Consider the following 23,704-nt stretch of genomic DNA (forward strand, 5'->3'; position numbering starts at 1 on the left):
AAGCCAATGACACAAACGATTGATATGATTCTCGACCCCTTATGTACCAGATTACGCCAGGCCGGGATTCTCGAAGCACCAAGGGAAGCGCGATTGATCATCGCCCATGTTCTAGGCAAAACCTATGAATCAGTTTATTTTAACACCGAACAGTCCCTTACCAACGACCAACTCTTTGATATAGCCTCACTCATTGAACGACGCTGCCAGCAAGAACCTTTAGCAAAAATTTTTGGCCATAAAGAATTCTGGGGTTTGCCGTTTATCGTCACAAAAGATACCCTTGACCCCCGCCCTGATAGCGAAACATTGATTGAGGCATTGCTGACTCACTTTCCTGATAAAAATCGTGCCCTGAATATCCTTGATCTTGGTACAGGCTCTGGCTGCTTAATTTTAGCTGCCTTAAGCGAATACAAGGATGCCACAGGAGTTGCTGTTGATATGTCTTTTAAAGCCTTATTAGTCGCTAAAGCCAATGCGTTGAACCTGCATTTAGCAGATCGTTGTTATTTTATTTGTGGCGATTGGGCAACCGCTTTGACTTATCATTTTGATGTAATTTTATGCAACCCCCCCTACATTTCACGCGATGAGATTCTATCGGCTCAGACGCTGCATGATCCTGACTCTGCCTTATTTGCTGATAAGGGGGGATTAGCTGAGTATGAACGCCTTGCCATTGCCGTTCCTAAAGTGATGGCGCCTACAAGCTTGCTTTTTCTTGAAGTAGGACATACACAAAGACCTCTCGTTCAACCTTTTTTTGAACATCATGGTTTACAGTTGATGGGGACCAGATGGGATTTACAAGGCCATGAACGCTGTCTAATTTTGGGTCAGCCTCAGGGATAAATTATCCCCTTATTTTTATTTTGTCATTCTGTTTCGAAGGGAATCATAATAAAATATGATATTTTTGCTAGTAATGAATTACATTTCTTGTTAAGGTGTGATTGAGTGGAAATTCTTGACAATTAATTTAAAATTAATTTTTTCATAATACTCAATTTACTTAAAAGGTGTAACTTTAAGGTGATTTTTAGGTTCAAAAGGCTGGAATAGCCCCTTCTAATTCAAATAGTTCTCGCATAAAGTTGATCCCAAAAATATGATAATAAAATCCATGTTTTTAGGTGAATTGGGTATATTCTTACGATAATATTAAAGCATGACGTTATATAACATGATGAAGCGTTCTAAACCACGTTCAACCCCAGGTAAAACAAAATCTAGCTATAGCAGCCAGGACTTCAAGCCAAAAACAACAAACGTCAAGCAAAACCTTGATAAATATCTGGGACTCGCTCGCGAATCTCTCACTATCGGCGATCGCATTGCCGCTGAAGGGTATTACCAACATGCTGAGCATTATTTGCGCTTGATGAATGATATTAAAGCGCAGCAGCCCCTTCCTGACCCTACACCATCTCTCAGTGATACCGCTGAAAAACCGATTGTGGAATTATCACCTGAGTCACGCGCGACTTGTGAAACGGTGGCTGAGTCTTCCGCTGCGTAATGAATAGGGGTTAAAGGTCGGGAAATATAAGCCTACTTCGTGCGCTTTTCCTGCGTTGGCAGCTTCAAAGCGGCATTATTCATGTATTGATACCAAAATACTTGACTAAGCTGATTTCTGACCTAACATCTAAGGCTGCCTTGCAAGGCAAAAGGCTTGTGCCCATATGGAGAGTGCCTTTGGCGCCATATCATAGCCGACGATGATTAGCCCGCCTAAAATTGTACCTTCTTAGGAAGCTTGAGTTTTTCACAAGTCTCTTCTAATAGAGGCGTGATGTCTTTCACAACCGAGCTAATAACAATCGTCTTAGGCCTGTAAGAAGCGATTGCAATGGCTAAAAAAGAAAGAATGCCTTCCTCAGTCCGCAGTCTTGTTGTCGGTACCTTCTCTTGGCGGACAATATTACACTTTCATTTCACTCTAATTACTTCCTTGAATGTTGTTCCTGTTGCACAGTTAACAGATCCCGCCAAACTTGGGCTTTTTGCGCAGGTGAGCGTAATAAAAATGCTGGGTGGAAGGTTGCCATACATTTGATGGGTGCCTCTAACCCTTCTGAGGTATAGTCATGCCAACGGCCTCGCAAACGCATAATCCCCTCATTGGTATCAAGGATCGTTTTGGCGGCCACGCCGCCTACCAAAATCAATAAGTCTGGTCGTATTAATTCGATATGTCTTTGCACAAAAGGCAAACACTGAGTAATTTCTTGAGTGGTTGGCTGACGGTTGCCTGGTGGGCGCCAGGGAACAATATTGATGATATAAATATTTTCTTGGCGCGACAAACCAATCGTCGCAAACATGCGATCGAGCAACTTACCACTCAGCCCAACAAAGGGTTTTCCCTGAATATCCTCATCTGCACCCGGAGCTTCACCAATCACCATAATTTTAGCCTCAGGATTCCCATCGCTGAAAACCATATTGGTTGCAGTCAGTTTTAAAGGACAATCGTTAAAGTTACTCATTGCCTGGCGTAGCTCCTCTAAGGTTTGACATTGCTGAGCTAAACGGCGGCTGGGGGGAGAGATTGTTTTTTTCATGGGATTTGAATCAAATTGGGGTGGAAAATTTGTGGATGGAGATGCTACAGCTTGGATTACTGGAACAATATTTGCGGCAGGAGGCTCAACCCTTACGGCATAAAGTGACCGCGGTTCCTCACCAACAGCAACTGTGACACCGGCGTCAACATGCCACTCAATTATATTTATAATTTTATTATTTAACGTCATGATTGCTCGTTAAAGTATATTTAAATATTCTATGACTTAGATAGTAAGTGAATACTAGCAGGTAAGAGGAAATATGTCTGCAGAATCTATGCAATATGATGTGATTATTGTGGGTGGCGGTCCAGCTGGACTTGCTGCTGCAATCCGACTCAAGCAACTGGATGCGGGAATTTCCGTATGTTTGCTGGAAAAAGGTTCCGAAATTGGCGCCCATATTTTATCTGGCAATGTTTTTGAACCTCGGGCTTTGGATGAACTCATCCCGGAGTGGCAAGAAAAAGAGGCGCCCTTAACCTGCCTTGCCAAAGAAGATCATTTTTATTTTATGACAGAAAATGGCCGTTTTAAATTGCCTACGCCTCCCCAAATGCACAACAAGGACAACTATATCATTTCGCTGGCAAACTTTTGTCGCTGGTTAGCGCGCGAAGCAGAAGGCTTAGGGGTCGAGATTTATCCCGGATTTGCTGGGACTGCCCTCCTTAAAAACGAACAAGGCGAGGTAGTTGGGGTTAAAACTGGGGATATGGGGCTTGATAAAAATAGTCAACCAACAGATCAATATCAACCCGGCATGGAAATTTATGGTAAACAAGTGCTTTTGGCGGAAGGTTGCCGCGGCAGTTTGACCGGCGAAGTGATTGACACTTATAACCTTCGCGATACTGACAAACCACAAACCTATGCCATTGGCTTTAAGGAAATCTGGCAGGTTGCACCTGAAAAACATCGTCCTGGGTTGATCGAACACACCGTAGGTTGGCCGATGGATAACAGCACCTATGGCGGCTCCTTCCTCTATCATTTTGAGGATAATCAAGTACTCGTCGGTTATGTGATTGCCTTGGATTATACTAATCCTTATCTCTCTCCATTTAATGAATTTCAACGTTTTAAAACTCACCCAAAGATTCGTCCCTTGTTTGAAGGGGCTAAGCGAATTGCTTATGGCGCAAGAGCTCTCAATGAGGGGGGCTGGCAATCGTTGCCACACCTTGTTTTCCCAGGTGGCTCCATCATTGGCTGTGCAGCAGGATTTATGAATGTCCCTAAAATTAAAGGGTCTCACACCGCAATGAAATCCGGGATGTTGGCGGCTGAAGGTGCCTATGAAGTGCTTCAAGGCCGCACCAACGATTATCAATCCCGTTTGGACGCAAGCTGGATTGCCACTGAACTTAAAGAAGTGCGCAATATTCGCCCTGGCTTTAAGTATGGCTTAATTCCAGGCATTCTGAATGCTGCCTTTGAAACCTATATCAGTCGCGGAAAATCACCCTGGACACTCAAACATCACCGCGATAATGAAAGTCTGAAATTGGCGAAAGACTCCAAAACCATCGATTATCCAAAACCCGATGGTAAAATCACTTTTGATCGATTGAGTTCCGTGTACCTCTGTAGCACGCATCATCCAGAAACCCAGCCAAATCACCTGCTATTGCGAGACCCAACAATCGCCATCGATCATAACTACAAGCTTTATGAGAGTCCTGAACAACGCTATTGCCCGGCTGGTGTCTATGAAATAGTGCAAGAAGATAATAAACCACGTCTACAGATTAATAGCGCCAACTGCATCCACTGTAAAACCTGTGATATTAAAGATCCATTGCAAAACATTCACTGGGTTCCCCCAGAAGGTGGCAGTGGCCCCAACTATGGCAGTATGTAGATGCTGATTCACCGTTTAGCGCCTGCAAAACTCAATCTCATGCTCCATGTGGTGGGTCGTTTTCCTGACGGCTTCCACCGCTTGCAAACACTGATGACCTTTGTTGATTTTGGCGATATGCTAACGATTGCAGAGGAGACGATAGCAGATGAACTCACCGTGACCGGGGAGTTTGCGCCCCTTCTTCACGGTGGCAGCCCCAACAGTGTGATTCAGGCCAAAGAATGGTTTTATCGCTACTTTAACCGCCCGCCTTTCTTTTTTAAGATCAGGCTGCAAAAGAATCTTCCCGTGGCCGCCGGCATTGGCGGCGGGACGAGTGATGCTGCCGCGATGATTGCGACGTTGCTTGCCTGGCATCAACTGGATTTATCCCTGCATCAAAAACAAGAGTTGGTGGTTGCAAGTGGGCGGCTGGGGGCTGATGTGCCGGTTTGTTTGAGTTACCAGTTGGGTTTAGGGAACCTTTTCTGGTTAGATGGTTCCGGAACGAGTGAGCTGCCACAGGCACTTCCCTGGAATAGCAATCTTGATATCGTTCTTATTAATCCCAGAATTCCCGTCAACACACGGTCTATTTTTAAATCCCTCAACCAATCTTTTTCCGTCCCCTTAGCGATACCCTCTTTGACGGCCAAAGCAGCGCTATTAGAATTCATGAACACGACTCAAAATGACCTGGAACCCCTTGCGCGATTTATTTCCCCAGAGATTGGCAACATTCCAGAAACTGTCCAAAAGTTAAGTAATGAGACTATTCTTTGCCGACAATCAGGGAGTGGGGCGACTTATTTTGTGGTTGTGAAGAATGAAAGTAAGGCCCAGCACCTTGCTGAAAAGGTACAAACAGCACATCCCCATTGGTGGGTAAAAGCAACCAAGACATGTTCTCTTAAATTTTAGAACTAAATACAGTTTGTTTAATCAAATCTTTACTTTTTTAGGGGATTCTGGAGTGGTCATGAAAGGAAAAGACCATGCATACACCACTAAAAACAAAATTATTTATTGTACTCTTATTTATGTCTTTGACCCTGGCTCAAGGGTATGTCGCGCATGCGAGTCATCTTATTTATGAGTCATTAGCTCGGAAAAACAACTATGCTGAATTGATGATGAGTGATTATCTTAAATATTGTCCATAAGCCTTTTTAATATATATCAGCTTGATACAGGAGAACCTTCACTATCGTTATCAACGATGGCAAAAGTGTTAAGAAAACTAACATCCTTAAGCTTGTTTACTTAGAATTGACGTTAATCTAAAGCACCAGATGATCTATAAGCCGGGTTCTGTCCATAACGGTTGGAGATAAATCTCTGCCGTTACTGGGTGACCATTCATCTGGGATGTTTGTTACCAAAACACCTCTAGCGACCAACCCGAGTGACCGTGCATAGACACACGTGACTTTCGTCGCTCACTCCTATTAGGTCTTGCTCCGGATGGGGTTTGCCTTGCCACGTCTGTTACCAGCCGTGCGGTGCGCTCTTACCGCCCCATTTCACCCTTACCATCAAAAGATGGCGGTATAATTTCTGTGGCACTTTCCCTTGAGTCAGTCTTTGTCAACTGACCCCGGCGGACGTTATCCGTCATCCTATCTATGAGGAGCCCGGACTTTCCTCCAGAACCAATCGGTTCCAGCGATCACCCGATCATCTGGTTCTCCTAATATATAGAGAGATTAAATGAAACTTCAAGTATGGAAACAGCTCAAATTAAATTTTAATTGAGGTGTGATCGTCCCCGTGATTTCCATCGGGGTAAAATGGCGTTGAAATGCCTCAATAACAGAACTTGTCTGCGCATCTAAAATATCAGTCAAGGGACAATCATAGCCGATGGCCGTCAAACACTGCTGCACCTCCAAAACAGATTGGGGGGCGTGGCGCACCGAGTCCGTTTCTGGCCATAATCCAAATCCATGGTTATGAAGAAGCTGCCATGGAAAATGCTCACCTGGATCCCTTTTGCGCGTGGGCGCAATATCACTATGGCCAATAATTCTTTCTTTGGGGATGTGATATTTTTGAACCAAATCAGTGAGGAGTGATAAAAGCGCCTCAATTTGGCACGCTGGGTAAAACGGCAAGTCAAAATCATGGCCTCCATTATCGAGCTCAATTCCTATAGAAATCCCATTAATATCCCGCTCTCCTTGCCAAAAACTAACGCCGGCATGCCAGGCCCGCTTGGTATCATCCACTAGGTGGTGAAGCGTGCCATTGCTCTCAATTAAGTAATGCGAACTGACGGCAGCTGTGGGGTCGCAAAGCCTTGTTAATGCTTCGTTAACCAGTTGCATGCTAGTATAGTGAATAACGATTAAATCCAGCTCCTTATCGCTTGGCCGATCGTTAAAATTTGGGCTTAAGTATTTGTAAATTTTGGGCATTTTTTGCCTTTTGTTAATTTAAGTAAAATATTAGTAAAAATATATGTTTTTGTTTGTGTTTCCTATAAAACAAGCATAGCATAAATATGTATAGATATTCATGTGGAGATAAAGTGATGAAAAATTTGTTAAAGTTGGCATTGATGGCTAGCTTGTTCACAGTTAGCACTGCTCAAGCTGATGACAAACAAGATGGTTCTGAAGCAGTAACTCGCTTCGAAGGTGTTAAGAAAGTTTTTGCTGAAAAAGGTATTGGTGCAATTGCATTTTTGAATGGCACAGGGACTTTAGGATCTGAGACCGGTAAGGGTCGTGAAAACGAAAATATCGGCTTAGAAGCTGGCGTCGATAACTATAACGATGCAGATGCACCTTTAGTTTGTATTGGTGCGGATGATACTTATATTGTTCATACAGGCAAACAAACTCTCGTGGGTCAAAGCGCTGTTGAAGGTACTGCCATTTGGTATGATGACGAAGGTAAAAAGATAGTTCCTGCAGCACGTGGGGCATTGCATACCGGAACAAAACCAGAAGGTATGACTCATATTGACTATGTTCAAAACAGCCGTACGATCAACCCACGCGAAGGCAAACCAGATGCTAATAGTGACGCTTTATTAATTGCTGATGGTCGTTTCATTAAAGGTCTTCCAGAAGGTGCCTTCTGTGCGACAAGAATGGAAAACTATGAACCACGCGACAACAGTGACAGAGATCGTCTCGTTGCTGAAGACAAAGGCGAGGGTAAAATCGGCCATGATGTTGATACTAAAAAAGGTGACAAGCACCACGGTAAAAAACATCACCATAAACACCATGCTAAAAAGCATGATGCCAAAGCAGTAGAAGCTACAAAAGATGCTAGCAAAGCCGCTGGCGATGCAAAAGAAGCAGAAAAAGCTGCTGCTGATGCAAAAGAAGCAACTAAGAAATAGCTTAGCATAACCACGCTGATTTATGCTAGTTAAGAGAACCTCTCTTTTATTCATTTAGAAGAGAGGTTTTATTTTTTATACCCAAAACAGCTAAAGATATCGGAGCTTCAAATCAGTTGGGTATAACATGTATAGCCAATCTAGTATAGATTGATACAGAGTTATGGCGACATTTTGAATGTATTTTCAAGCTTTGAAAACCGCCACTAGCCAAAGCTAATAAAAATTTAATACCTAAAAAAGGTTGTCATTTATTCAAAAAGTCCCTATTTGTTAGCATTAAATAATTAGTTAGCTTCAAAAAAGGGGAACCATTCAAATGGCTCCCTTTTTTCCTTCCTACTCTTATGAATTTATGGTGAAACTGAGGCCGTCGTCCGCAGCATGCACCTGAATCGTTTGCCCCTCTAAAATTTCTCCAGAGAGAATCTGAGTTGCCAAGGGATCTTGTACAGAGCGCTGAATCACCCGTTTCAAAGGGCGCGCACCATAAACAGGATCATAACCCGCATCACCCAACCATTTCTTAGCTGCTTCATCAACCTCAAGGCGAATATGCCGATCTTCAAGCAGTTTTTGTAGGCGTGCCAACTGAATATCCACAATTTTCGTCATATTTTCCCGCGTCAACCGATGGAAAATGAGAATATCATCTAAGCGGTTGAGGAACTCAGGGCGAAACGCATTGCGTACCGCCTGCATCACTTGCTCCCGAATCAACGGGGTAATATTGCTTGAAGCATGCTCAGCCAAGTAATCCGCGCCAAGGTTAGAGGTGAGAATGATCAACGTGTTCCTAAAATCGACTTTACGCCCCTGACTATCGGTTAGACGGCCTTCATCCAACACCTGCAGCAGAATATTAAACACATCTGGATGAGCTTTTTCCACTTCGTCAAACAAAATCACCTGATAAGGACGCCGGCGAATGGCTTCGGTTAACTCGCCGCCTTGTTCATAGCCGACATAACCGGGTGGTGCCCCAATTAGGCGAGCCACAGAGTGCTTTTCCATATATTCAGACATATCTATCCGCACCATATTGCCTTCATCATCAAAGAGGAATTCGGCTAACGCTTTGGTTAATTCGGTTTTACCAACCCCGGTTGGGCCTAAGAAGAGAAAGGATCCAAGCGGGCGATTGGGGTCTTGTAAGCCGGCGCGGGCGCGTCGAACGGCCTGACTAATCGCGCTAATAGCTTCTTCCTGCCCAATCACCCGTTTTTTCAAATTATCTTCCATGGATAACAGCTTGTCACGCTCACCGGTCAGCATCCTTTCCACAGGGATGCCTGTCCAGCGTGCCACGATTGAGGCAATGTCCTCAGTTGTTACTTCCTCTTGAAGAGCACGCATTCCTTGCGTTTCTTCAAGATCTTTTAGTTTTTTCTCCAGATCTGGAATCAAACCATAAACAATTTGTCCGGCTCGTGCCAAATCTCCTTGGCGCTGGGCGATTTCTAATTCCTGGCGCAAACTATCCAGCTGTTCTTTAATTTTATGAGCCGACAGCAGTACTTCTTTTTCTTGTCTCCATGCGTCCGTGAGTTCAGCTGATTGTGCTTCTAGCTCCTGCAACTCTTGTTCTAATTTTACAAGGCGATCTTGGGATGCCGAATCGGTTTCACGTTTAAGTGCCTCGCGTTCTATTTTTAACTGAATAATACGGCGGTCAAGTTCATCAATTTCTTCAGGCTTTGAGTCAACTGCCATCCGAACACGGCTTGCGGCCTCATCCATCAAATCAATCGCTTTATCTGGCAAAAAACGATCACTAATATAGCGATTCGATAGGGTGCAAGCCGCAACAATCGCATTATCACTGATCCTCACCCCATGATGGAGTTCGTATTTTTCCTTAATGCCGCGTAAGATAGAAATGGACTCCTCCACGGACGGCTCGCCAACCAAAACAGGTTGAAACCGGCGCGCCAAAGCGGCATCTTTTTCAATATACTGGCGATATTCGTCTAAAGTCGTTGCCCCGACACAATGCAGTTCACCACGCGCCAAGGCTGGCTTCAGCATATTGGAAGCATCCATGGCCCCTTCGGCTTTACCGGCGCCAACTAAAGTGTGCAGCTCGTCAATAAACAGCACAATATTTCCACTGGCATGGGCAACCTCGCTCAAGACAGCCTTTAAGCGTTCCTCAAACTCACCTCGATATTTAGCCCCGGCGATGAGAGCACCAAGATCAAGCGACATTAACTGAGTATTTTTCAAATTCTCCGGCACATCGCCGTTGACAATCCGCATGGCGAGCCCTTCCACCACAGCGGTTTTACCCACCCCCGGCTCACCAATGAGCACAGGATTGTTTTTAGTACGGCGAGATAAAACTTGAATCGTGCGGCGGATTTCTTCATCTCGACCAATAACAGGATCAATTTTTCCTTCACGCGCGCTTTGCGTTAAGTCTTTGGCATAGCGATTCAACGCATCAAAGGAATCTTCAGCATTTTCAGAATCGGCTTTGCGTCCCTTTCGCATCTCATTGATTGCTTTATTAATTTTGGTAGAGTCAGCGCCTGCTTCCAGACAAAGTTTTTTTGTGGGATCAAGGGAGGCCATTGCTAACAACAGCATTTCAACAGTTACATAACGGTCTTCTGCTTTGGTCGCCGCTTTTTCAGCAAAATCAAATAGCTTTGCGAGTTCGGGAGAGAGAAAGACTTGCCCGGCGCCACTTCCCGAAATTTTAGGTAGTTTTTCTAACTCTTTTTCTGTTGCTGCGAGCAATTGCCGTGAATTGGCCGAAGCGTCCGTCAGAATACGCGACGCTAAACCTTCAGAATCCTCAAGAATAACTTTTAAGAGATGAAAAGGTGTTAATTGCTGATGCCCTTCACGGATGGCCAACATCTGTGCTGACTGAATCATCCCTTGGGCGCGTTTTGTGTATTGCTCTTGATTCATAAATAACCTCCACAGTGATGTAACCCAAGTATATCATAAGTCTTTAACGCTAGAGAAGTTTTTGAAAAGAGTATTTTAACGTGAGCGGGAGGAAGAAGGTTTGTTATCTTAAGACTTTGTCACCCTCGAGTTAGGGGGAGTTGGCTTCTGGAACAAAGGCCTTACGACCTCTTGACCCGCAGATGACAATGAAGAGGGGGATTTTTACTTAAATTATTATAAAGGGGCGACCTCTTCCCTACCCCAAACAGTTGACAAGACTATTGGCAAAGCGACGCATGATTTCAAAGTAGCAATCTGGCCCCGCAGTTAAATCACCACCAAGATAATCAACTTGTTGGGTTGCAACCCCAGTATCATCAATCAACATTTGGGTGACTTTAAGATTGAATTGGGGCTCAACGAGCAAGCACTTGGCACTACCGCTATTAAGTTTTTCTTGGACTGTGCGCAAATACTTTGGCGTGGGCTCAGCATGGGAGATATCAATGATGGTTCCGACTCCATTGGTACCGAAATAGCGATCAAAGTACTGGCTAAAGTCATGCACCATCATATAGGGCTTAGTTTTAACAGGATTTACTACATAGGTGATTTCCCGTGCCAAATCATTTAGGCTACTTATAACTTTTTTAGAATTTGCCAGATAATCCGGCGCGTGTTGTGGATCAAGGGCCGCAAGTTCTTCGGCAACTTGCGTAACAATGGCCTTAGCATTGTTTGGAGCAAGCCATATATGGCCATCTTTTGATAGGGGTTCATGGTGATGACCTTCTGTATGTGGGTGACAATTGCAGGGGGAGTTTTCTTCCGCCTCAGGACCGGATTCGCATGAGTTACAGCAAGAACTACTGCCCCAGAAACCGCCTTCGCGAACGGGATAAAGAATGACATCTTTGGCGTGTTGCAACTCGATAATGGTCTTACTATCTTCCAGATCTTTTAAGCGATACTGCAGCCCCGTTTCATAAATAGCGCCAACCCACACGATGACTTCTGCTTTTTCCAAAGTGTCTGCTTCACTTGGTTTAATTGCATGGACGTGGGGAGAGGAATTATCCTGAATTAATAACTCAGGCTCGCCAATCCCTTCCATCACCCCTGCTACCAAAGAATGAATTGGTTTTATCGTAACGACAACCCGCGGCGTATGCGGTTGCCAACCTAATAAGCTTTTCTTTTTCTTATGGTGATGGTGTTTCTTTTTATGCGGCTTCTTGTGAGTGTGCTTTTGGGAAGGACATTCACAAGTTTGAGTTAAGGTGGTATCGGCTTTTTTTTCAGCATTCACCTGAGTGATTGCCGCAAAAAAAATAAAAAAAACGCTCAAAAATTTTAACATGGGACTACAACTTAAATAAAGAAATGGGCTTTTCACAACTTATCTGCTACTTATAGCGAAATAATACTGAGAAAAACAATAGTTGTGTAATGTTTCAGTTAATCTGGTCCCATGGTTGGGGATTTGATACCACATTTTTCAAACCGCTCCTCCAAGCCTTACCTGACTATGACCACCTTCTCATTGATTGGGGATATTTTGGTGATCCGTCTTTTCGGACCGCCGCTTCTTATCCTTGTGTAGGTATTGGCCACTCCCTTGGTTTTGCCAAACTTTTGGAATTACCTAGGTTGTGGGCTCCTCCTTCTTTCAGCGGATTAATTAGTCTTGGGGGTTTTACGAAATTCTGTCAACACGCGGACTTTAAAGTTGGAATTCCACGCCGAGTGGTGCAACGAATGGTGGATAAATTTGCAACTCAACCCCGACAAGTTCTCTCGGATTTTTACCAATCCTGTGGCTATGATCAGGATTGGGCACAACCTTCTTTTTTGAGCTTACAACGTCTCACCGCGGACTTGCAGTTCTTAAAGACTGTCTCAACTAGGCTTCCAAAAGTCCCCCATTTAGCCATCGCCGGAGAAACTGATCAAATCTGCTCCCTTGCCCAACAGCAAACTCTCTTTGATCGAGTTGAAATTGTTAAGGGTGCGCATAATTTTCCAGCAACCCATATAGATGAAACGGCAACTCTTATTCGTCATTTTTTGAAAGAATTAGCATGAAATCGGAGATTCAACAGCGCTTTTCTGACGCCGCCCTGACTTATGATGCCCATGCTGAGCTGCAACGGGAAGTCGCTGATTTACTAGTTAAAAAGTTACACCACATCCTCCCTTCCCCTCCGCAATCAATCCTGGAAATTGGCTGCGGCACAGGCTATTTAACACGTAAACTAGATGAACTTTGGCCGACGAGTCAGCTAGTGGGAATCGATCTTGCCCTCCCCATGGTGGAAGTATGTCGGCAGGCATCTTCCTCTGGCAGTTATGTTGTGGCGGACGGCGAGCATCTTCCCTTTGATCACCCCTTTGATTTGGTGAGCAGCAATCTCTGCTTGCAATGGTTTCAACAGCCATCACAAAGCCTACACCAACTTGCACACTTGGGCAAAAGAATGGCCCTCACCACCTTTGGACCGGCCAGTTTTAAAGAATGGCATGAGGTTTGCGCGCATTACGATCTTCCCATCCGCACTAAGAAATTTTTGTCGGTGGCGATGTTATCCGAAATTTTGGGTCCAGACTATCTGATTGAGTCACAACTCATTCAAAAATCTTTTGAAACCTGGTTGGCGTTTTGGCATCAAATCCGCAAAATTGGCGCCCATTTTGGCGAGGAGACGCCGACGAAAACCTCTTTTAAAAACCTCAGAACCGCTTTACAATTGAAAAATGTCAAAGTGACCCACGAAATTATTTTTATCACGTCAAAACAATGATTTACATTACTGACACTTTATCGATCCAAGAATGGGAATTATCGGAGACCTTTATCCGCGCCTCCGGTCCAGGTGGTCAAAATGTCAATAAAGTTTCATCGGCAGTCCAGCTGCGATTTAATGTTCGCCATTCGCCCTCTCTGCCAGAAGGAGTACGTCAGCGTTTGGAGCAGCTCGCCCGTAACCGCATTACCAAGGAGGGGATTTTGGTAATTACGGCAGACCGCTTTCGCAGTCAAGAACAAAATCGGCAAGATGCAAGAGACCGACTCATCACACTCATCCAGCGCGCCTTGATTAAGCCTGAAAAACGGATTGCAACTGCCCCCACCCGATCTTCTAAAGAAAAGCGATTGCATACAAAAGCCAAACAGGGAACACGAAAAAAGCTACGCCAATCTGTCAATTTTGAGGGAGAGTAAGAAAAAAGAGTAGGGCTGTACTGCTTCACCATTGAAATCACCACTCATCTTATTTTCACATTAACAAACTTTATATGGTAGAAAGCCGGGAAAACGGTTTGGCAATCTCTTTCACAATTTGTTGGGGAGATTGCCACAGCCCATGCTGGCCCTCGCAATGAGGTATCTAAAGGTTAAAAGTAGAACGTTAGAGCCTTAAAAGTTAACCTTTCTTGACGTTATCGATTGCTTCTTGGAGGACTTTCAAGGCTTCTTCACGACCTTCCCACCCCATAACGCGAACCCATTTATTCTTTTCTAAATCTTTATAATGGGTGAAAAAATGAGCGATTTGTTCAAGCTTAATCTTTGGCAAATCGTGGACACTTTCAATTCCATCATACACTGCGCTGATCTTTGCTGTTGGGACAGCGAGGATTTTTTCATCACGCCCAGCTTCATCTTCCATCACCAAAACACCGAGAGGGCGCACTGGAATAACGCAACCAGGAATCAATCTTTCCTCACATAAGACCAAAACGTCTGCTGGATCCCCATCCGCCGACAAAGTATGGGGGACAAAACCATAATTACATGGATAATACATCGCAGTGTGCAGCATCCGATCAACAAAAATGGCGCCGGAGTTTTTATCCATTTCATACTTAACCGGATCAGCACCCATGGGTACTTCAATAATGACATTTAATTCATGAGGGGGGTTTGTACCTATTGAAATCTTTGTAATATCCATCGTGAAATCTCTTTAAAATTTTATAGTATCATCGGTAATGATATAACTTAATTCATTTAAGTTGTCCATTTTTTTACCAATTATGAGTGCATCGCAGCTAAGACGGCTAGTAATAGGATCGCCACTATATTGATGATCTTAATAAGGGGGTTAATCGCTGGGCCCACGGTGTCTTTATAAGGGTCACCGATGGTATCTCCAGTAATTGCCGCCATATGGGCAGGCGACCCTTTGCCGCCAAAGTGCCCTTCTTCAATCAGTTTTTTGGCATTATCCCAAGCGCCACCACCCGATGTCATGGAAATGGCCATGAATAAACCAGTAACAATCGTCCCCATCAGTAGGGCACCGAGGCACACAAAACCAACTTCTTTGCCGGCCACAAAGCTCACTCCAATAAATAAGACGATGGGCGCCAAAACAGGGAGCAACGAAGGGATAATCATTTCCCGAATGGCAGCTTTGGTGAGCAAATCCACGGCGCGTCTATAGTCTGGCTTATGAGTTCCTTCCATGAGGCCTGGAAGCTCCCTAAATTGACGTCTGACCTCCCACACCATTGCTCCTCCCGTTTTTCCCACCGCTTTCATCGCCATCGCCGCGAACGCATAGGGAATCAAGCCGCCAATTAGCAATCCAACCAGAACGAAAGGATCTTTGAGACTAAACTCGAGAGAGTACTCGGGGAAATAATAACGCAGATCTTCAGTATAGGCAGCAAACAACACAAGGGCGGCAAGACCGGCAGAGCCAATAGCATAGCCTTTTGTGACCGCTTTGGTGGTATTCCCCACAGCATCAAGTAAGTTCGTAATGACGCGGACATGGTCAGGTAAATGAGCCATTTCCGCAATCCCCCCTGCATTATCTGTCACGGGACCAAAAGCATCAATGGCCACCACCATTCCCGCTAATGCCAACATGGCTGCAGCAGCAATAGAAATCCCAAAAATACCGGCGTTGACATAGGCAACTATAATCCCAATAGCAATGACAATCACCGGCAAAACAGTTGCTTCCATCCCTACCGCTAAACCTTGGATAACATTGGTCGCATGACCTGTGAGGGAGGCACTTGCAATTGACCTCACAGGTCGACTGGTTGTTGCTGTATAATATTCCGTAATCCAGACGAGCAATCCGGTGATTGCCAAACCCGTTAAGGCACAGATGATTAAGTTCATTTCTGTAAAAGGAATAAGAGGCGTTGGAAAATGCATTGCCATTATTTGATAAAGATAATAGGTCAATGCCACAATGGCTGCAGTCGATACAATTGTCGTCGCAATAAGTCCTTTATACAAAGCATGCATCACCCCTTTTCCATGACCAAGACGGACAAAAAAGGTCCCTACAATCGACCCAATGATACATGTCGCCCCCATCAGTAAAGGATAAAGCATCATCATATATTGCAATAACCCTCGAAAATAAATCGACGCGAGCAGCATGGAACCAACCATTGTCACGACATACGTCTCAAATAAGTCAGCCGCCATGCCAGCACAATCACCAACGTTATCACCCACATTATCGGCAATTACCGCGGGATTGCGTGGATCATCTTCAGGAATACCTATTTCAATCTTACCCACGAGATCCGCACCAACATCAGCACCTTTAGTAAAAATTCCGCCCCCAAGCCTTGCAAAAATAGAAATAAGCGAGGCCCCAAAGCTCAGCGACACTAATCCTTCCAACAGTTGACGCTGGGTAATATCAAGAGTCATCAAATACCAAAAATAACCGGCAATTCCTATCAAAGCTAAACCAACCACAAGAAAGCCTGTAATGGACCCAGCTTTAAAGGCTACATTGAGAGCTGATTTGAGACTAAAACGTGCTGCCTCCGCCGTGCGACTATTAGCCCGCACCGAAACGCTCATTCCAATAAATCCAGCAAGCCCGGAGAGAATCGCCCCTAAGGCAAATCCCATTGCCGCCAGGGGGGATAATAGCCAAGCTAATAAAATCCCAATCAGAAGACCAACACCACTAATGGTTAGATATTGGCGTGCAAGATAGGCCTTTGCCCCTTCTTGAATTGCCAGAGCTATGCTTTGCATTTCTAAGGTCCCCATCCCCTGGCGCAAGACGGAAAAACTTGCTACCAATGCATAGAGAATTGCTAAGCCACCACAACCAATAATTATCTCAAAAACGTATTCCATTCTTTTTTCCTTACTCGTAGGGCGCTTATTCTCAATTAAAGGTCAATTAGAAGTAATTTTAAAGGGGGAATTTATATTTTTTGCCAAGGGAGCTCTTTTTAATAGAATTATATCTTGGCTTTGTGGTGCATTTTTTTATATTCGGTAACAATCAAGATAATAAAGCATAATCATGAAAAAAGTTAGAACTGCCATCTTCCCTGTTGCGGGTTTAGGTACTCGGTTTCTACCAGCAACCAAAGCAAGTCCTAAAGAAATGTTGATCGTTGGCGATATGCCTTTGATTCAACATGCGGTGGTGGAGGCAATGGAAGCAGGGATCGAGCGTTTCATTTTTATTACTTCCCAGGGTAAGACGGCGATCGAAGATCATTTTGATAGCAATCAGCTTTTGGAAAATGTCTTGCAAGAACGCAGCAAAATAGAAGATCTCGCAAAAGTTCGCCAAACCCAGCTAGAACCAGGACAGGCAATTTTTATTCGCCAGCAACATCCATTAGGACTTGGTCATGCTGTTTGGTGCGCCAGGCACTTGATTCAAGATGAACCCTTTGCCCTGTTATTAGCTGATGACTTGATCCTTTCCCAAACACCCTGTACCAAGCAATTGGTTCAGGCTTATGAAAATAATGGCCCCGGCAACTACACCGCGGTGATGGAAGTAGCGGCAGAAAAAGTTTCTCGCTATGGAATTCTTGATATTGCTGATCAGAAAAATGGTGTGATTTCTGCCAGAAGTGTGGTTGAAAAACCTGATCCTGAGACATCTCCGTCTCGGACCGCCATTGTTGGTCGCTATATTTTAGATCCCCGAGTTTTTAACCATATCAACACTCAAAAAGTAGGGATTGGTCAAGAAATTCAATTAACCGATGCTTTTAATCCGATGATTGCCCAAAACATCCCCTTCTCCGGCGTGTTATTTGAAGGAGAACGATTTGACTGCGGCACTAAAGAAGGCTGGCTTGAAGCAAATATTGCCTATGCTTATAATGACCCAGAATTACAACCAAGCTTGCTAAAAGCAATCACTAAGTATCACTCTTAAGAGCAAAAATTATGCAAATTACGATTATTGGTGCTGGATATGTTGGCCTTGTTACCGGGGCTTGTTTTGCTGAATTTGGCTATAAAGTCACCTGTGTTGATAAAGATCACTCAAAAATCGATTTATTACATCGGGGTATTTCTCCGATTTATGAGCCGGGATTAGATAGCCTCCTTCAACAGGGAAGTAAGTCTGGACAACTTACCTTTACGACTAAATTAGTTGAAAGCGTTGCCACTGCTGATGTCATTTTCTTGGCTGTCGGCACCCCCACGTGCGAGAAAACAGGCAAGGCTGATTTATCTTATGTCTTTACCGCCGCTGAAGAAGTGGGTAAAGCCCTAAAACGGTATGCCGTGATTGTGACAAAGTCGACCGTCCCTGTGGGTACAGCCCGCCAGGTTGAGACGATTATTCGTGACGCAAATCCCACTGCCCACTTTGAAATGGCCTCCAACCCTGAATTTTTACGGGAAGGAGCCGCAATTAGCGATTTTATGCGCCCAGACCGGATTGTTATTGGTACTGATGGCCCGAATCGAGCTCAAGAGGTATTGCAAAGGCTGTATCGCCCGCTTTATCTGATTGAAACTCCGATGATCTTTACGGGTATTGAAACGGCAGAGCTCACCAAATATGCCTCCAATGCTTTTTTGGCGACCAAAATTGCCTTTATTAATGAGATGGCTGATATTTGTGAAAAAACCAAGGCTGATGTGCAAGATGTGGCTAAAGCTATGGGACTTGATCACCGAATTGGACGGCATTTCCTCAATGCTGGCCCTGGATATGGGGGTTCTTGCTTCCCTAAAGACACTCTGGCTCTCGCCATAACAGCCCATGAACTTGAAACACCTACAAGTATTGTTGAGTCTGTCGCTAAATCCAATGAATCCCGTAAACTCAACATGGCTCAAAAAATTATCACTGCCATGGGGGGATCTGTTAAAAACAAAAAAATCGCCCTCTTGGGATTAACCTTTAAACCAAATACGGATGATATGCGAGATGCCCCAAGTCTGGTCATTATTCCTGAACTTATCAAAGCAGGGGCCACCGTTGCGGCCTACGATCCTATTGGCCAAAGTATTGCAAACCGTCTATTACCCGATATCACTTATGGGAAAAATGCGAATGAAGTTGCCATTGAGGCAGATGCGCTTGTGATTGTAACCGAATGGAACGAATTTAGGGCTTTAGATTTAGACAAATTAAAACAGTCAATGAAACATCCCCTCATTATTGACTTGCGTAATATTTATAAACCTAATGAGATGATTGAAGCTGGATTTGACTATATTTCTATCGGTAGACCCGCAGCTTTAGGTTCTGTGACTAAAATTTAATTAAGGCGATTTAGAGATATTTTATCTAAAAGGGACACCCAGTTTCACTGGAATATACCCAAAAAGAGACTTCTTTCAATTTTCGGTTAGAAAGCCAAAGAGCCACATTATAACTCAATGCCCTAAGGATCAAGAATGACTCATCAGTTTAATACGTCCATTTTTCGTGAATATGATATTCGTGGTACTTTTAACAAAACATTCTTTACAGCTGATGCCTATGAAATCGGGCTACGTTTTGCAACTATCCTCCATCAATGCCACAAAAACCCGCTGATTTGTATCGGCAGAGATGGCAGGTTAAGTTCGCCCGATCTCAGTCTTGCTCTTATTCAGGGGTTGAGGGATGCTGGGGCTAACATTTTGGATGTTGGCGTTGGTCCCACCCCAATGCTTTATTATGCCACAAAAATTACACCTGCAGTGGCTGGGGTTATGGTGACGGGATCTCATAATCCACCTGAAGACAATGGTCTAAAACTCACACTTAAAGACTTTCCGTTCTTCGGGCCTCAGATTCAAGAATTAAAAGATACGGTTCCCCAGACAAGTGAAACTCCTGGTTCCTTAGAATTTATTGATCTGCGAGATCAATATCTAGATCGCTTACTGATTGATGCCCCTAAGAAAACGACTCAGAAGCTTAAAATTGTCTGGGATTGTGGGAATGGGGCGGCGGGTGAGATCATTGAAATGCTTACCGCACGCCTCCAAAATCACTCGATTTTACTCAATACAACAATCGACGGCACTTTTCCAGCGCACCCTGCGGATCCAGCTGTTGAAGAAAATTTAGTGCAATTATGTGATACAGTGGCCGCTCACAATTGCGATATAGGTATTGCCTTTGATGGTGATGCGGATCGCATCGGTGTCATTGATAAAAAGGGACGGGTTATTTGGGGCGATCAATTGCTCTGTTTGCTGGCAGAAGACGTCTTGCGACACAATCCAGGCGCCAAGATTATTGCCGATGTTAAGTCAAGCCAGGCATTATTTAATTATATTGAAAAGCTGGAAGGGATTGCCGTCATGGGTAAAACTGGCCATTCAAATATTAAAACTCAGTTACGCGAAATTGGCGCTGCTCTTGCGGGCGAAATGAGTGGTCATATTTTCTTTGCGGACACCTATTACGGTTATGATGATGCCATTTATGCGGCCATCCGACTCATCAGCTTCCTTGAAACGCAATCAAAATCTTTACATGAATTATATGATCAACTGCCAAAATATTACAATACACCTGAAATCCGTATTCCTTGTGATGATCAACATAAATTTGAGATTGTACAAAAAATTCGCGCCGATCTTGAAAAAAATGGGACTAATTTTATCGCCATTGATGGGGTGCGCGTCACAACAGAAAGTGGTTGGTGGTTGGTGCGCGCTTCCAACACCCAAAGCATTTTAGTGGCCCGATGCGAAGCTTATACAAAAGAACAACTTCCTCACCTTATCCAACACATGAAAACAGTGCTTGAACCCTACGTCGGTGCTGGGGCTCTTGGTATGGATAAGTTCTATTAGCAAAATTTAATATAGAAAATTTCTCAAGAGATGACAGAAGAACAAATCATTCTCCGCCGGCCCTGGCTGTACCCCCCCCCCCTTGGGCTTGCCCCGAAGGTTCATGTGCTTTTCTAACAGCCATGATCTTCCGCTTAAGAGGTCGCAAGGCTTGTTTTGCAAGCCCACTCCCTCTACGGTAAGGATGACAAGGGTCCCCTAGGGGAACAGCATTTTTATGGATACTGTCGTGCATTGAACCAATCTTTATCCACAGACAAGACCTTAAGACAACGGCTCAAACAAGGCTTCTAAATCGTCGGGAGAAAAGGCCGCTTCACTTTCACTATTGGACTTAAATATGCCTGATAGCAAGTTAGATTTACGCTGCTGCATCGCCATAATTTTCTCTTCAACCGTCCCAACAGTCATCAATTTATAAACAAACACAGGTTTTTCCTGACCAATACGATAGGCTCGGTCGGTTGCCTGATTTTCAACAGCAGGATTCCACCAAGGGTCAAAGTGAATAACGGTATCAGCCGCCGTTAAGTTTAAGCCAGTTCCACCTGCTTTCAAACTAATCAAGAAAACAGATACTTTACCGGATTGAAAATCATCGATAGGTTGAGCGCGGTCTTTGGTTTGTCCTGTCAACTTCGCGTAAGAGATACCCATTTGATTGAGTTCTTCCTCAATCAAAGCCAACATACTTGTGAACTGAGAAAACAACAGAATTTGGCGCTTTTCCTCAATCATTTCCGGGAGCGTATCCCGCAAGAATTGCATCTTAGCGGAATCAATTATATTACGAGCCGCATCTAACTTCAGCAATCTTGGATCACAACAAACCTGTCGGAGCTTAAGCAGCGCATCCAAAATAACGATATGGCTGCGCTTCAAGCCCTTATCGCGGATTTCCTGCTGAACGCGTTCATGCATCGTCATACGGATTGATTCATAGAGCGCACGCTGTTCGGGCAACAATTCGATGTTTTGGACAATCTCTGTCTTGGGCGGCAGTTCAGAAACCACTTGTTGCTTAGTACGACGCAACATAAAAGGTTTGACCCGACGCGCTAAGCTCTGACGACGTTCGTTATCGCCCATTTTTTCGATAGGAAAGCGAAAAATCTGGTTAAATTTCTTTTGATCTCCCAAAAATCCTGGCATCAAGAAATAGAACAATGACCACAATTCACCTAAATGGTTTTCCATCGGCGTCCCAGTAAGGCAGAGGCGATGTCGCGCCTGAACCTGCTGAACAATTCGGTGCGCCATGGTATTAGGGTTTTTAATAACTTGCGCTTCGTCCAATACCAGCATGTGATATTCATGTTTTAACAATTGATCTTTGTCGCGGGACAATAAAGGATAAGTCGTTAAAATCAAATGGTGATTGTTAATTTGTTCAAACAGATCGCGTCGTTCATTGCCATGCAAAACTAAAACCTTGAGGTCAGGGGCAAACTTTGTCGCTTCTGTGCGCCAGTTAGTCATCAAACTGGTCGGTGCCACAACAAGCGTAGGCAAATTCATCCGCCCTGACTCAAATTCTGTCAAAATATGGGACAAAGTTTGAATCGTTTTCCCAAGCCCCATATCATCGGCCAAAATGCCATTAAGATTATTGTCGCGCAAAAATTGTAACCAGCTAACCCCTTGGGTTTGATAACTACGTAATTCACACTGCAATCCACGAGGTGGTTCCACTTGTTCAATTTGGGTAAAGTCTTTTAGTTTGTTGCCAAGCACACGAATTTGTTCATCACCAAACCACCGCATTTGAGCGGCCTGCATAGCGGCTTCAATTTCAACAAGTTGGGTTGATTGCCAAGCCGAGAGGCGAAGTTTCCCCTCATCTGTCAAAGCATCAGCGTCGTGCAATTCTATCAGTGTTTGCGCAATAAATCGAATTTTTTCGGCTGGCACTGGGAGCAATTGCCCGTCATCTAAAGGTACGTAAATAAATGCCCCGTCATCTTTTAATGCTGACTGGACTTGAGTTCGAGTACTTTGTTCGCGCAGCATCCTGACCAACATCGGCAAAATGTTGACACGCTTGCCATTAATCATCATCCCTAATTCGAGATCAAACCAATCGGTACTGGTTGAGGATGTTTTGTCTAAGTTGGCATACCATTCGCCATTCATTTCAACAGGGCGAAACGGGAATGTATCATCAATGTCAATATCCCATCCAGCCTCTTTTAGCAAAGGAATTGTCTGAAAGTAAAAAGCGCGTGCTTGATCCGCAAGGTTTTCTACTTCTGCTGCCAAAATCACATTCGCAACCTCTAAAGCAGAAGCATCAACAACGGCAGCATAATTCTTGAGAATAACCCAACCCGCCTCAATTAGCTGGGCAACAACCTGATTTTCTAGCTCAATAGCCCGTCCCTCACTTGATTCAGTAGGGCCCAAGCGAGCAGTTACATGGGGATAGTCAAAGTAAATATCACCCAAGATCTTTTCCACCGTTTTAACAGCGGACCACGGACGTTCCTTTGATTTAACTTCGCCTGCAAAAATTTTGAATTTAACTCTAAAGGGCCAGCTACTATCGCTCGCACTCATTGTTTCAGCACAAATTGTTTCTTGGACTAGTGAAGTCATCAGTCTTTTACTTAGCCTTGTTTTTATGAATAGTTGTTGCGCAGTGATAATCACCATATAGTGATAGCTATTATATAAGGAGAAAAGGGTTTTTGTCCATAAGTTTTCGGATAAGATAAGGAAGAGTGAATGACCTAAACTCAGCATTAAAGAAAATATATGAAAGGCAATAACGAGGTTCTCTCTCCCGTCGTTGACGGTAAAGATGATTTTGATCCATTTTTAGTTGAAAATGAGGCCAAATTCCACGGGTGCTGCCGATTCTGAAGTTTTAGTGAATAGCCTATTACGTGGGATTTAGAAATCCTGGTGGATGCTAAACATGCTTTCGAAACTACCGTCTTTTGCTGCTTGCCGTCCCAAAATTTAAACTTTAGATTTAA

The 23,704-nt window shown here is 44.1% G+C and carries 19 protein-coding genes and 1 other RNA gene; 12 read left to right on the forward strand and 8 right to left on the reverse strand.

Annotated features, from left to right (window positions below; genetic code table 11):
* Positions 1-6 precede the first annotated feature (6 nt).
* Together prmC and IG80_RS0104455 are read left to right on the forward strand one after the other, a co-directional pair.
* A complete protein-coding gene (prmC, locus tag IG80_RS0104450) occupies positions 7-855 on the forward strand; it encodes a peptide chain release factor N(5)-glutamine methyltransferase (protein ID WP_052046016.1) in 849 nt (282 codons plus the stop codon).
* Positions 856-1,171: 316 nt separating this feature from the next.
* Complete coding sequence (locus tag IG80_RS0104455; protein ID WP_032112732.1) at positions 1,172-1,522, forward strand: DUF4167 domain-containing protein; 351 nt, start codon at positions 1,172-1,174, stop codon at positions 1,520-1,522.
* A gap of 427 nt (positions 1,523-1,949) precedes the next feature.
* On the opposite strand, the gene IG80_RS0104460 is transcribed toward IG80_RS0104455, so the two are convergent.
* On the reverse strand, positions 1,950-2,762 hold the full coding sequence (locus IG80_RS0104460) for a uracil-DNA glycosylase (protein WP_032112733.1): 813 nt from the start codon (positions 2,760-2,762) through the stop codon (positions 1,950-1,952).
* Between the two features lie 73 nt (positions 2,763-2,835).
* Between IG80_RS0104460 and IG80_RS0104465 the strand changes: the two genes are divergently transcribed.
* The 3 genes from IG80_RS0104465 to IG80_RS14970 all read left to right on the forward strand — a co-directional run bounded on the left by IG80_RS0104465 (position 2,836) and on the right by IG80_RS14970 (position 5,582).
* Positions 2,836-4,437 (forward strand): electron transfer flavoprotein-ubiquinone oxidoreductase, encoded by a 1,602-nt coding sequence (locus tag IG80_RS0104465; protein ID WP_032112734.1) that lies wholly within the window; start codon positions 2,836-2,838, stop codon positions 4,435-4,437.
* The gene (locus IG80_RS0104470; RefSeq protein ID WP_032112735.1) at positions 4,438-5,340 is read left to right on the forward strand and encodes a 4-(cytidine 5'-diphospho)-2-C-methyl-D-erythritol kinase; all 903 of its coding nucleotides are present in this window, start codon (positions 4,438-4,440) and stop codon (positions 5,338-5,340) included. It begins immediately after the preceding gene.
* A gap of 74 nt (positions 5,341-5,414) precedes the next feature.
* Positions 5,415-5,582: a hypothetical protein gene (locus IG80_RS14970; RefSeq protein WP_156962031.1), complete on the forward strand. Its 168-nt coding sequence runs from the start codon at positions 5,415-5,417 to the stop codon at positions 5,580-5,582.
* Between the two features lie 121 nt (positions 5,583-5,703).
* Here the strand turns inward: IG80_RS14970 and rnpB are convergent.
* Positions 5,704-6,104: RNase P RNA component class A (gene rnpB / locus IG80_RS13310), an RNA gene on the reverse strand.
* 33 nt (positions 6,105-6,137) lie between these two features.
* Positions 6,138-6,836, reverse strand: a complete 699-nt coding sequence (locus IG80_RS0104475; protein WP_032112736.1) for an N-acetylmuramoyl-L-alanine amidase — start codon at positions 6,834-6,836, stop codon at positions 6,138-6,140.
* Positions 6,837-6,952: 116 nt separating this feature from the next.
* Here IG80_RS0104475 and IG80_RS0104480 point away from each other — a divergent pair, with 116 nt between their 5' ends.
* A complete protein-coding gene (locus IG80_RS0104480; protein ID WP_032112737.1) occupies positions 6,953-7,774 on the forward strand; it encodes a hypothetical protein in 822 nt (273 codons plus the stop codon).
* 345 nt (positions 7,775-8,119) lie between these two features.
* Here IG80_RS0104480 and clpB read toward each other — a convergent pair whose 3' ends face one another.
* Both clpB and IG80_RS0104490 read right to left on the reverse strand, forming a co-directional pair.
* A complete protein-coding gene (gene clpB, locus IG80_RS0104485) occupies positions 8,120-10,693 on the reverse strand; it encodes an ATP-dependent chaperone ClpB (protein ID WP_032112738.1) in 2,574 nt (857 codons plus the stop codon).
* Positions 10,694-10,931: 238 nt separating this feature from the next.
* Complete coding sequence (locus IG80_RS0104490; RefSeq protein ID WP_032112739.1) at positions 10,932-12,035, reverse strand: zinc ABC transporter substrate-binding protein; 1,104 nt, start codon at positions 12,033-12,035, stop codon at positions 10,932-10,934.
* Positions 12,036-12,124: 89 nt separating this feature from the next.
* On the opposite strand from IG80_RS0104490, the gene IG80_RS13125 reads away from it, so the two are divergent.
* From IG80_RS13125 to arfB, 3 genes are read left to right on the forward strand one after another with little or no spacing between them, the layout of a single operon-like run.
* Entirely contained in the window at positions 12,125-12,760 is a 636-nt protein-coding gene (locus IG80_RS13125) for an alpha/beta fold hydrolase (protein ID WP_052046018.1), read from the forward strand.
* Entirely contained in the window at positions 12,757-13,476 is a 720-nt protein-coding gene (locus IG80_RS13130; protein ID WP_052046020.1) for a methyltransferase domain-containing protein, read from the forward strand. The genes IG80_RS13125 and IG80_RS13130 overlap by 4 nt, the downstream gene beginning before the upstream one ends.
* Positions 13,473-13,898, forward strand: a complete 426-nt coding sequence (arfB, locus tag IG80_RS0104505; RefSeq protein ID WP_032112740.1) for an alternative ribosome rescue aminoacyl-tRNA hydrolase ArfB — start codon at positions 13,473-13,475, stop codon at positions 13,896-13,898. The genes IG80_RS13130 and arfB overlap by 4 nt, the downstream gene beginning before the upstream one ends.
* 202 nt (positions 13,899-14,100) lie before the next feature.
* Here the strand turns inward: arfB and ppa are convergent, their stop codons facing one another.
* Both ppa and IG80_RS0104515 read right to left on the reverse strand, forming a co-directional pair.
* Positions 14,101-14,631: an inorganic diphosphatase gene (ppa, locus tag IG80_RS0104510; RefSeq protein ID WP_032112741.1), complete on the reverse strand. Its 531-nt coding sequence runs from the start codon at positions 14,629-14,631 to the stop codon at positions 14,101-14,103.
* An 80-nt stretch (positions 14,632-14,711) separates the two neighbouring features.
* Positions 14,712-16,802: a sodium-translocating pyrophosphatase gene (locus IG80_RS0104515; protein ID WP_032112742.1), complete on the reverse strand. Its 2,091-nt coding sequence runs from the start codon at positions 16,800-16,802 to the stop codon at positions 14,712-14,714.
* A gap of 169 nt (positions 16,803-16,971) precedes the next feature.
* Here IG80_RS0104515 and IG80_RS0104520 point away from each other — a divergent pair, with 169 nt between their 5' ends.
* The 3 genes from IG80_RS0104520 to IG80_RS0104530 all read left to right on the forward strand — a co-directional run bounded on the left by IG80_RS0104520 (position 16,972) and on the right by IG80_RS0104530 (position 20,726).
* Positions 16,972-17,850, forward strand: coding sequence for a UTP--glucose-1-phosphate uridylyltransferase (locus IG80_RS0104520; protein ID WP_032112743.1), 879 nt, complete (start codon positions 16,972-16,974; stop codon positions 17,848-17,850).
* Between the two features lie 11 nt (positions 17,851-17,861).
* Positions 17,862-19,196: a UDP-glucose dehydrogenase family protein gene (locus IG80_RS0104525; RefSeq protein ID WP_032112744.1), complete on the forward strand. Its 1,335-nt coding sequence runs from the start codon at positions 17,862-17,864 to the stop codon at positions 19,194-19,196.
* Positions 19,197-19,331: 135 nt separating this feature from the next.
* Entirely contained in the window at positions 19,332-20,726 is a 1,395-nt protein-coding gene (locus IG80_RS0104530; RefSeq protein WP_032112745.1) for a phosphomannomutase/phosphoglucomutase, read from the forward strand.
* 264 nt (positions 20,727-20,990) lie between these two features.
* Here the strand turns inward: IG80_RS0104530 and IG80_RS0104540 are convergent, their stop codons facing one another.
* The gene (locus IG80_RS0104540; protein WP_232224326.1) at positions 20,991-23,321 is read right to left on the reverse strand and encodes a DEAD/DEAH box helicase; all 2,331 of its coding nucleotides are present in this window, start codon (positions 23,319-23,321) and stop codon (positions 20,991-20,993) included.
* Positions 23,322-23,704: the final 383 nt, after the last annotated feature.

The organism is Candidatus Paracaedibacter symbiosus, assembly GCF_000757605.1.
GTDB lineage: Bacteria > Pseudomonadota > Alphaproteobacteria > Paracaedibacterales > Paracaedibacteraceae > Paracaedibacter_A > Paracaedibacter_A symbiosus.

Excerpts from the sequence above, each read along its gene's own strand:
- IG80_RS0104460 (WP_032112733.1), bottom strand. The coding sequence starts at position 2,762 with ATGACGTTAAATAATAAAATTATAAATATAATTGAGTGGCATGTTGAC.
- IG80_RS0104480 (WP_032112737.1), top strand. The coding sequence starts at position 6,953 with ATGAAAAATTTGTTAAAGTTGGCATTGATGGCTAGCTTGTTCACAGTT.
- IG80_RS0104530 (WP_032112745.1), top strand. The coding sequence starts at position 19,332 with ATGACTCATCAGTTTAATACGTCCATTTTTCGTGAATATGATATTCGT.
- IG80_RS13125 (WP_052046018.1), top strand. The coding sequence starts at position 12,125 with ATGTTTCAGTTAATCTGGTCCCATGGTTGGGGATTTGATACCACATTT.
- ppa (WP_032112741.1), bottom strand. The coding sequence starts at position 14,631 with ATGGATATTACAAAGATTTCAATAGGTACAAACCCCCCTCATGAATTA.
- arfB (WP_032112740.1), top strand. The coding sequence starts at position 13,473 with ATGATTTACATTACTGACACTTTATCGATCCAAGAATGGGAATTATCG.
- IG80_RS0104455 (WP_032112732.1), top strand. The coding sequence starts at position 1,172 with ATGACGTTATATAACATGATGAAGCGTTCTAAACCACGTTCAACCCCA.
- IG80_RS14970 (WP_156962031.1), top strand. The coding sequence starts at position 5,415 with ATGCATACACCACTAAAAACAAAATTATTTATTGTACTCTTATTTATG.
- IG80_RS0104490 (WP_032112739.1), bottom strand. The coding sequence starts at position 12,035 with ATGTTAAAATTTTTGAGCGTTTTTTTTATTTTTTTTGCGGCAATCACT.
- prmC (WP_052046016.1), top strand. The coding sequence starts at position 7 with ATGACACAAACGATTGATATGATTCTCGACCCCTTATGTACCAGATTA.
- clpB (WP_032112738.1), bottom strand. The coding sequence starts at position 10,693 with ATGAATCAAGAGCAATACACAAAACGCGCCCAAGGGATGATTCAGTCA.
- IG80_RS0104475 (WP_032112736.1), bottom strand. The coding sequence starts at position 6,836 with ATGCCCAAAATTTACAAATACTTAAGCCCAAATTTTAACGATCGGCCA.
- IG80_RS0104515 (WP_032112742.1), bottom strand. The coding sequence starts at position 16,802 with ATGGAATACGTTTTTGAGATAATTATTGGTTGTGGTGGCTTAGCAATT.
- IG80_RS13130 (WP_052046020.1), top strand. The coding sequence starts at position 12,757 with ATGAAATCGGAGATTCAACAGCGCTTTTCTGACGCCGCCCTGACTTAT.
- IG80_RS0104525 (WP_032112744.1), top strand. The coding sequence starts at position 17,862 with ATGCAAATTACGATTATTGGTGCTGGATATGTTGGCCTTGTTACCGGG.
- IG80_RS0104540 (WP_232224326.1), bottom strand. The coding sequence starts at position 23,321 with ATGACTTCACTAGTCCAAGAAACAATTTGTGCTGAAACAATGAGTGCG.
- IG80_RS0104465 (WP_032112734.1), top strand. The coding sequence starts at position 2,836 with ATGTCTGCAGAATCTATGCAATATGATGTGATTATTGTGGGTGGCGGT.
- IG80_RS0104470 (WP_032112735.1), top strand. The coding sequence starts at position 4,438 with ATGCTGATTCACCGTTTAGCGCCTGCAAAACTCAATCTCATGCTCCAT.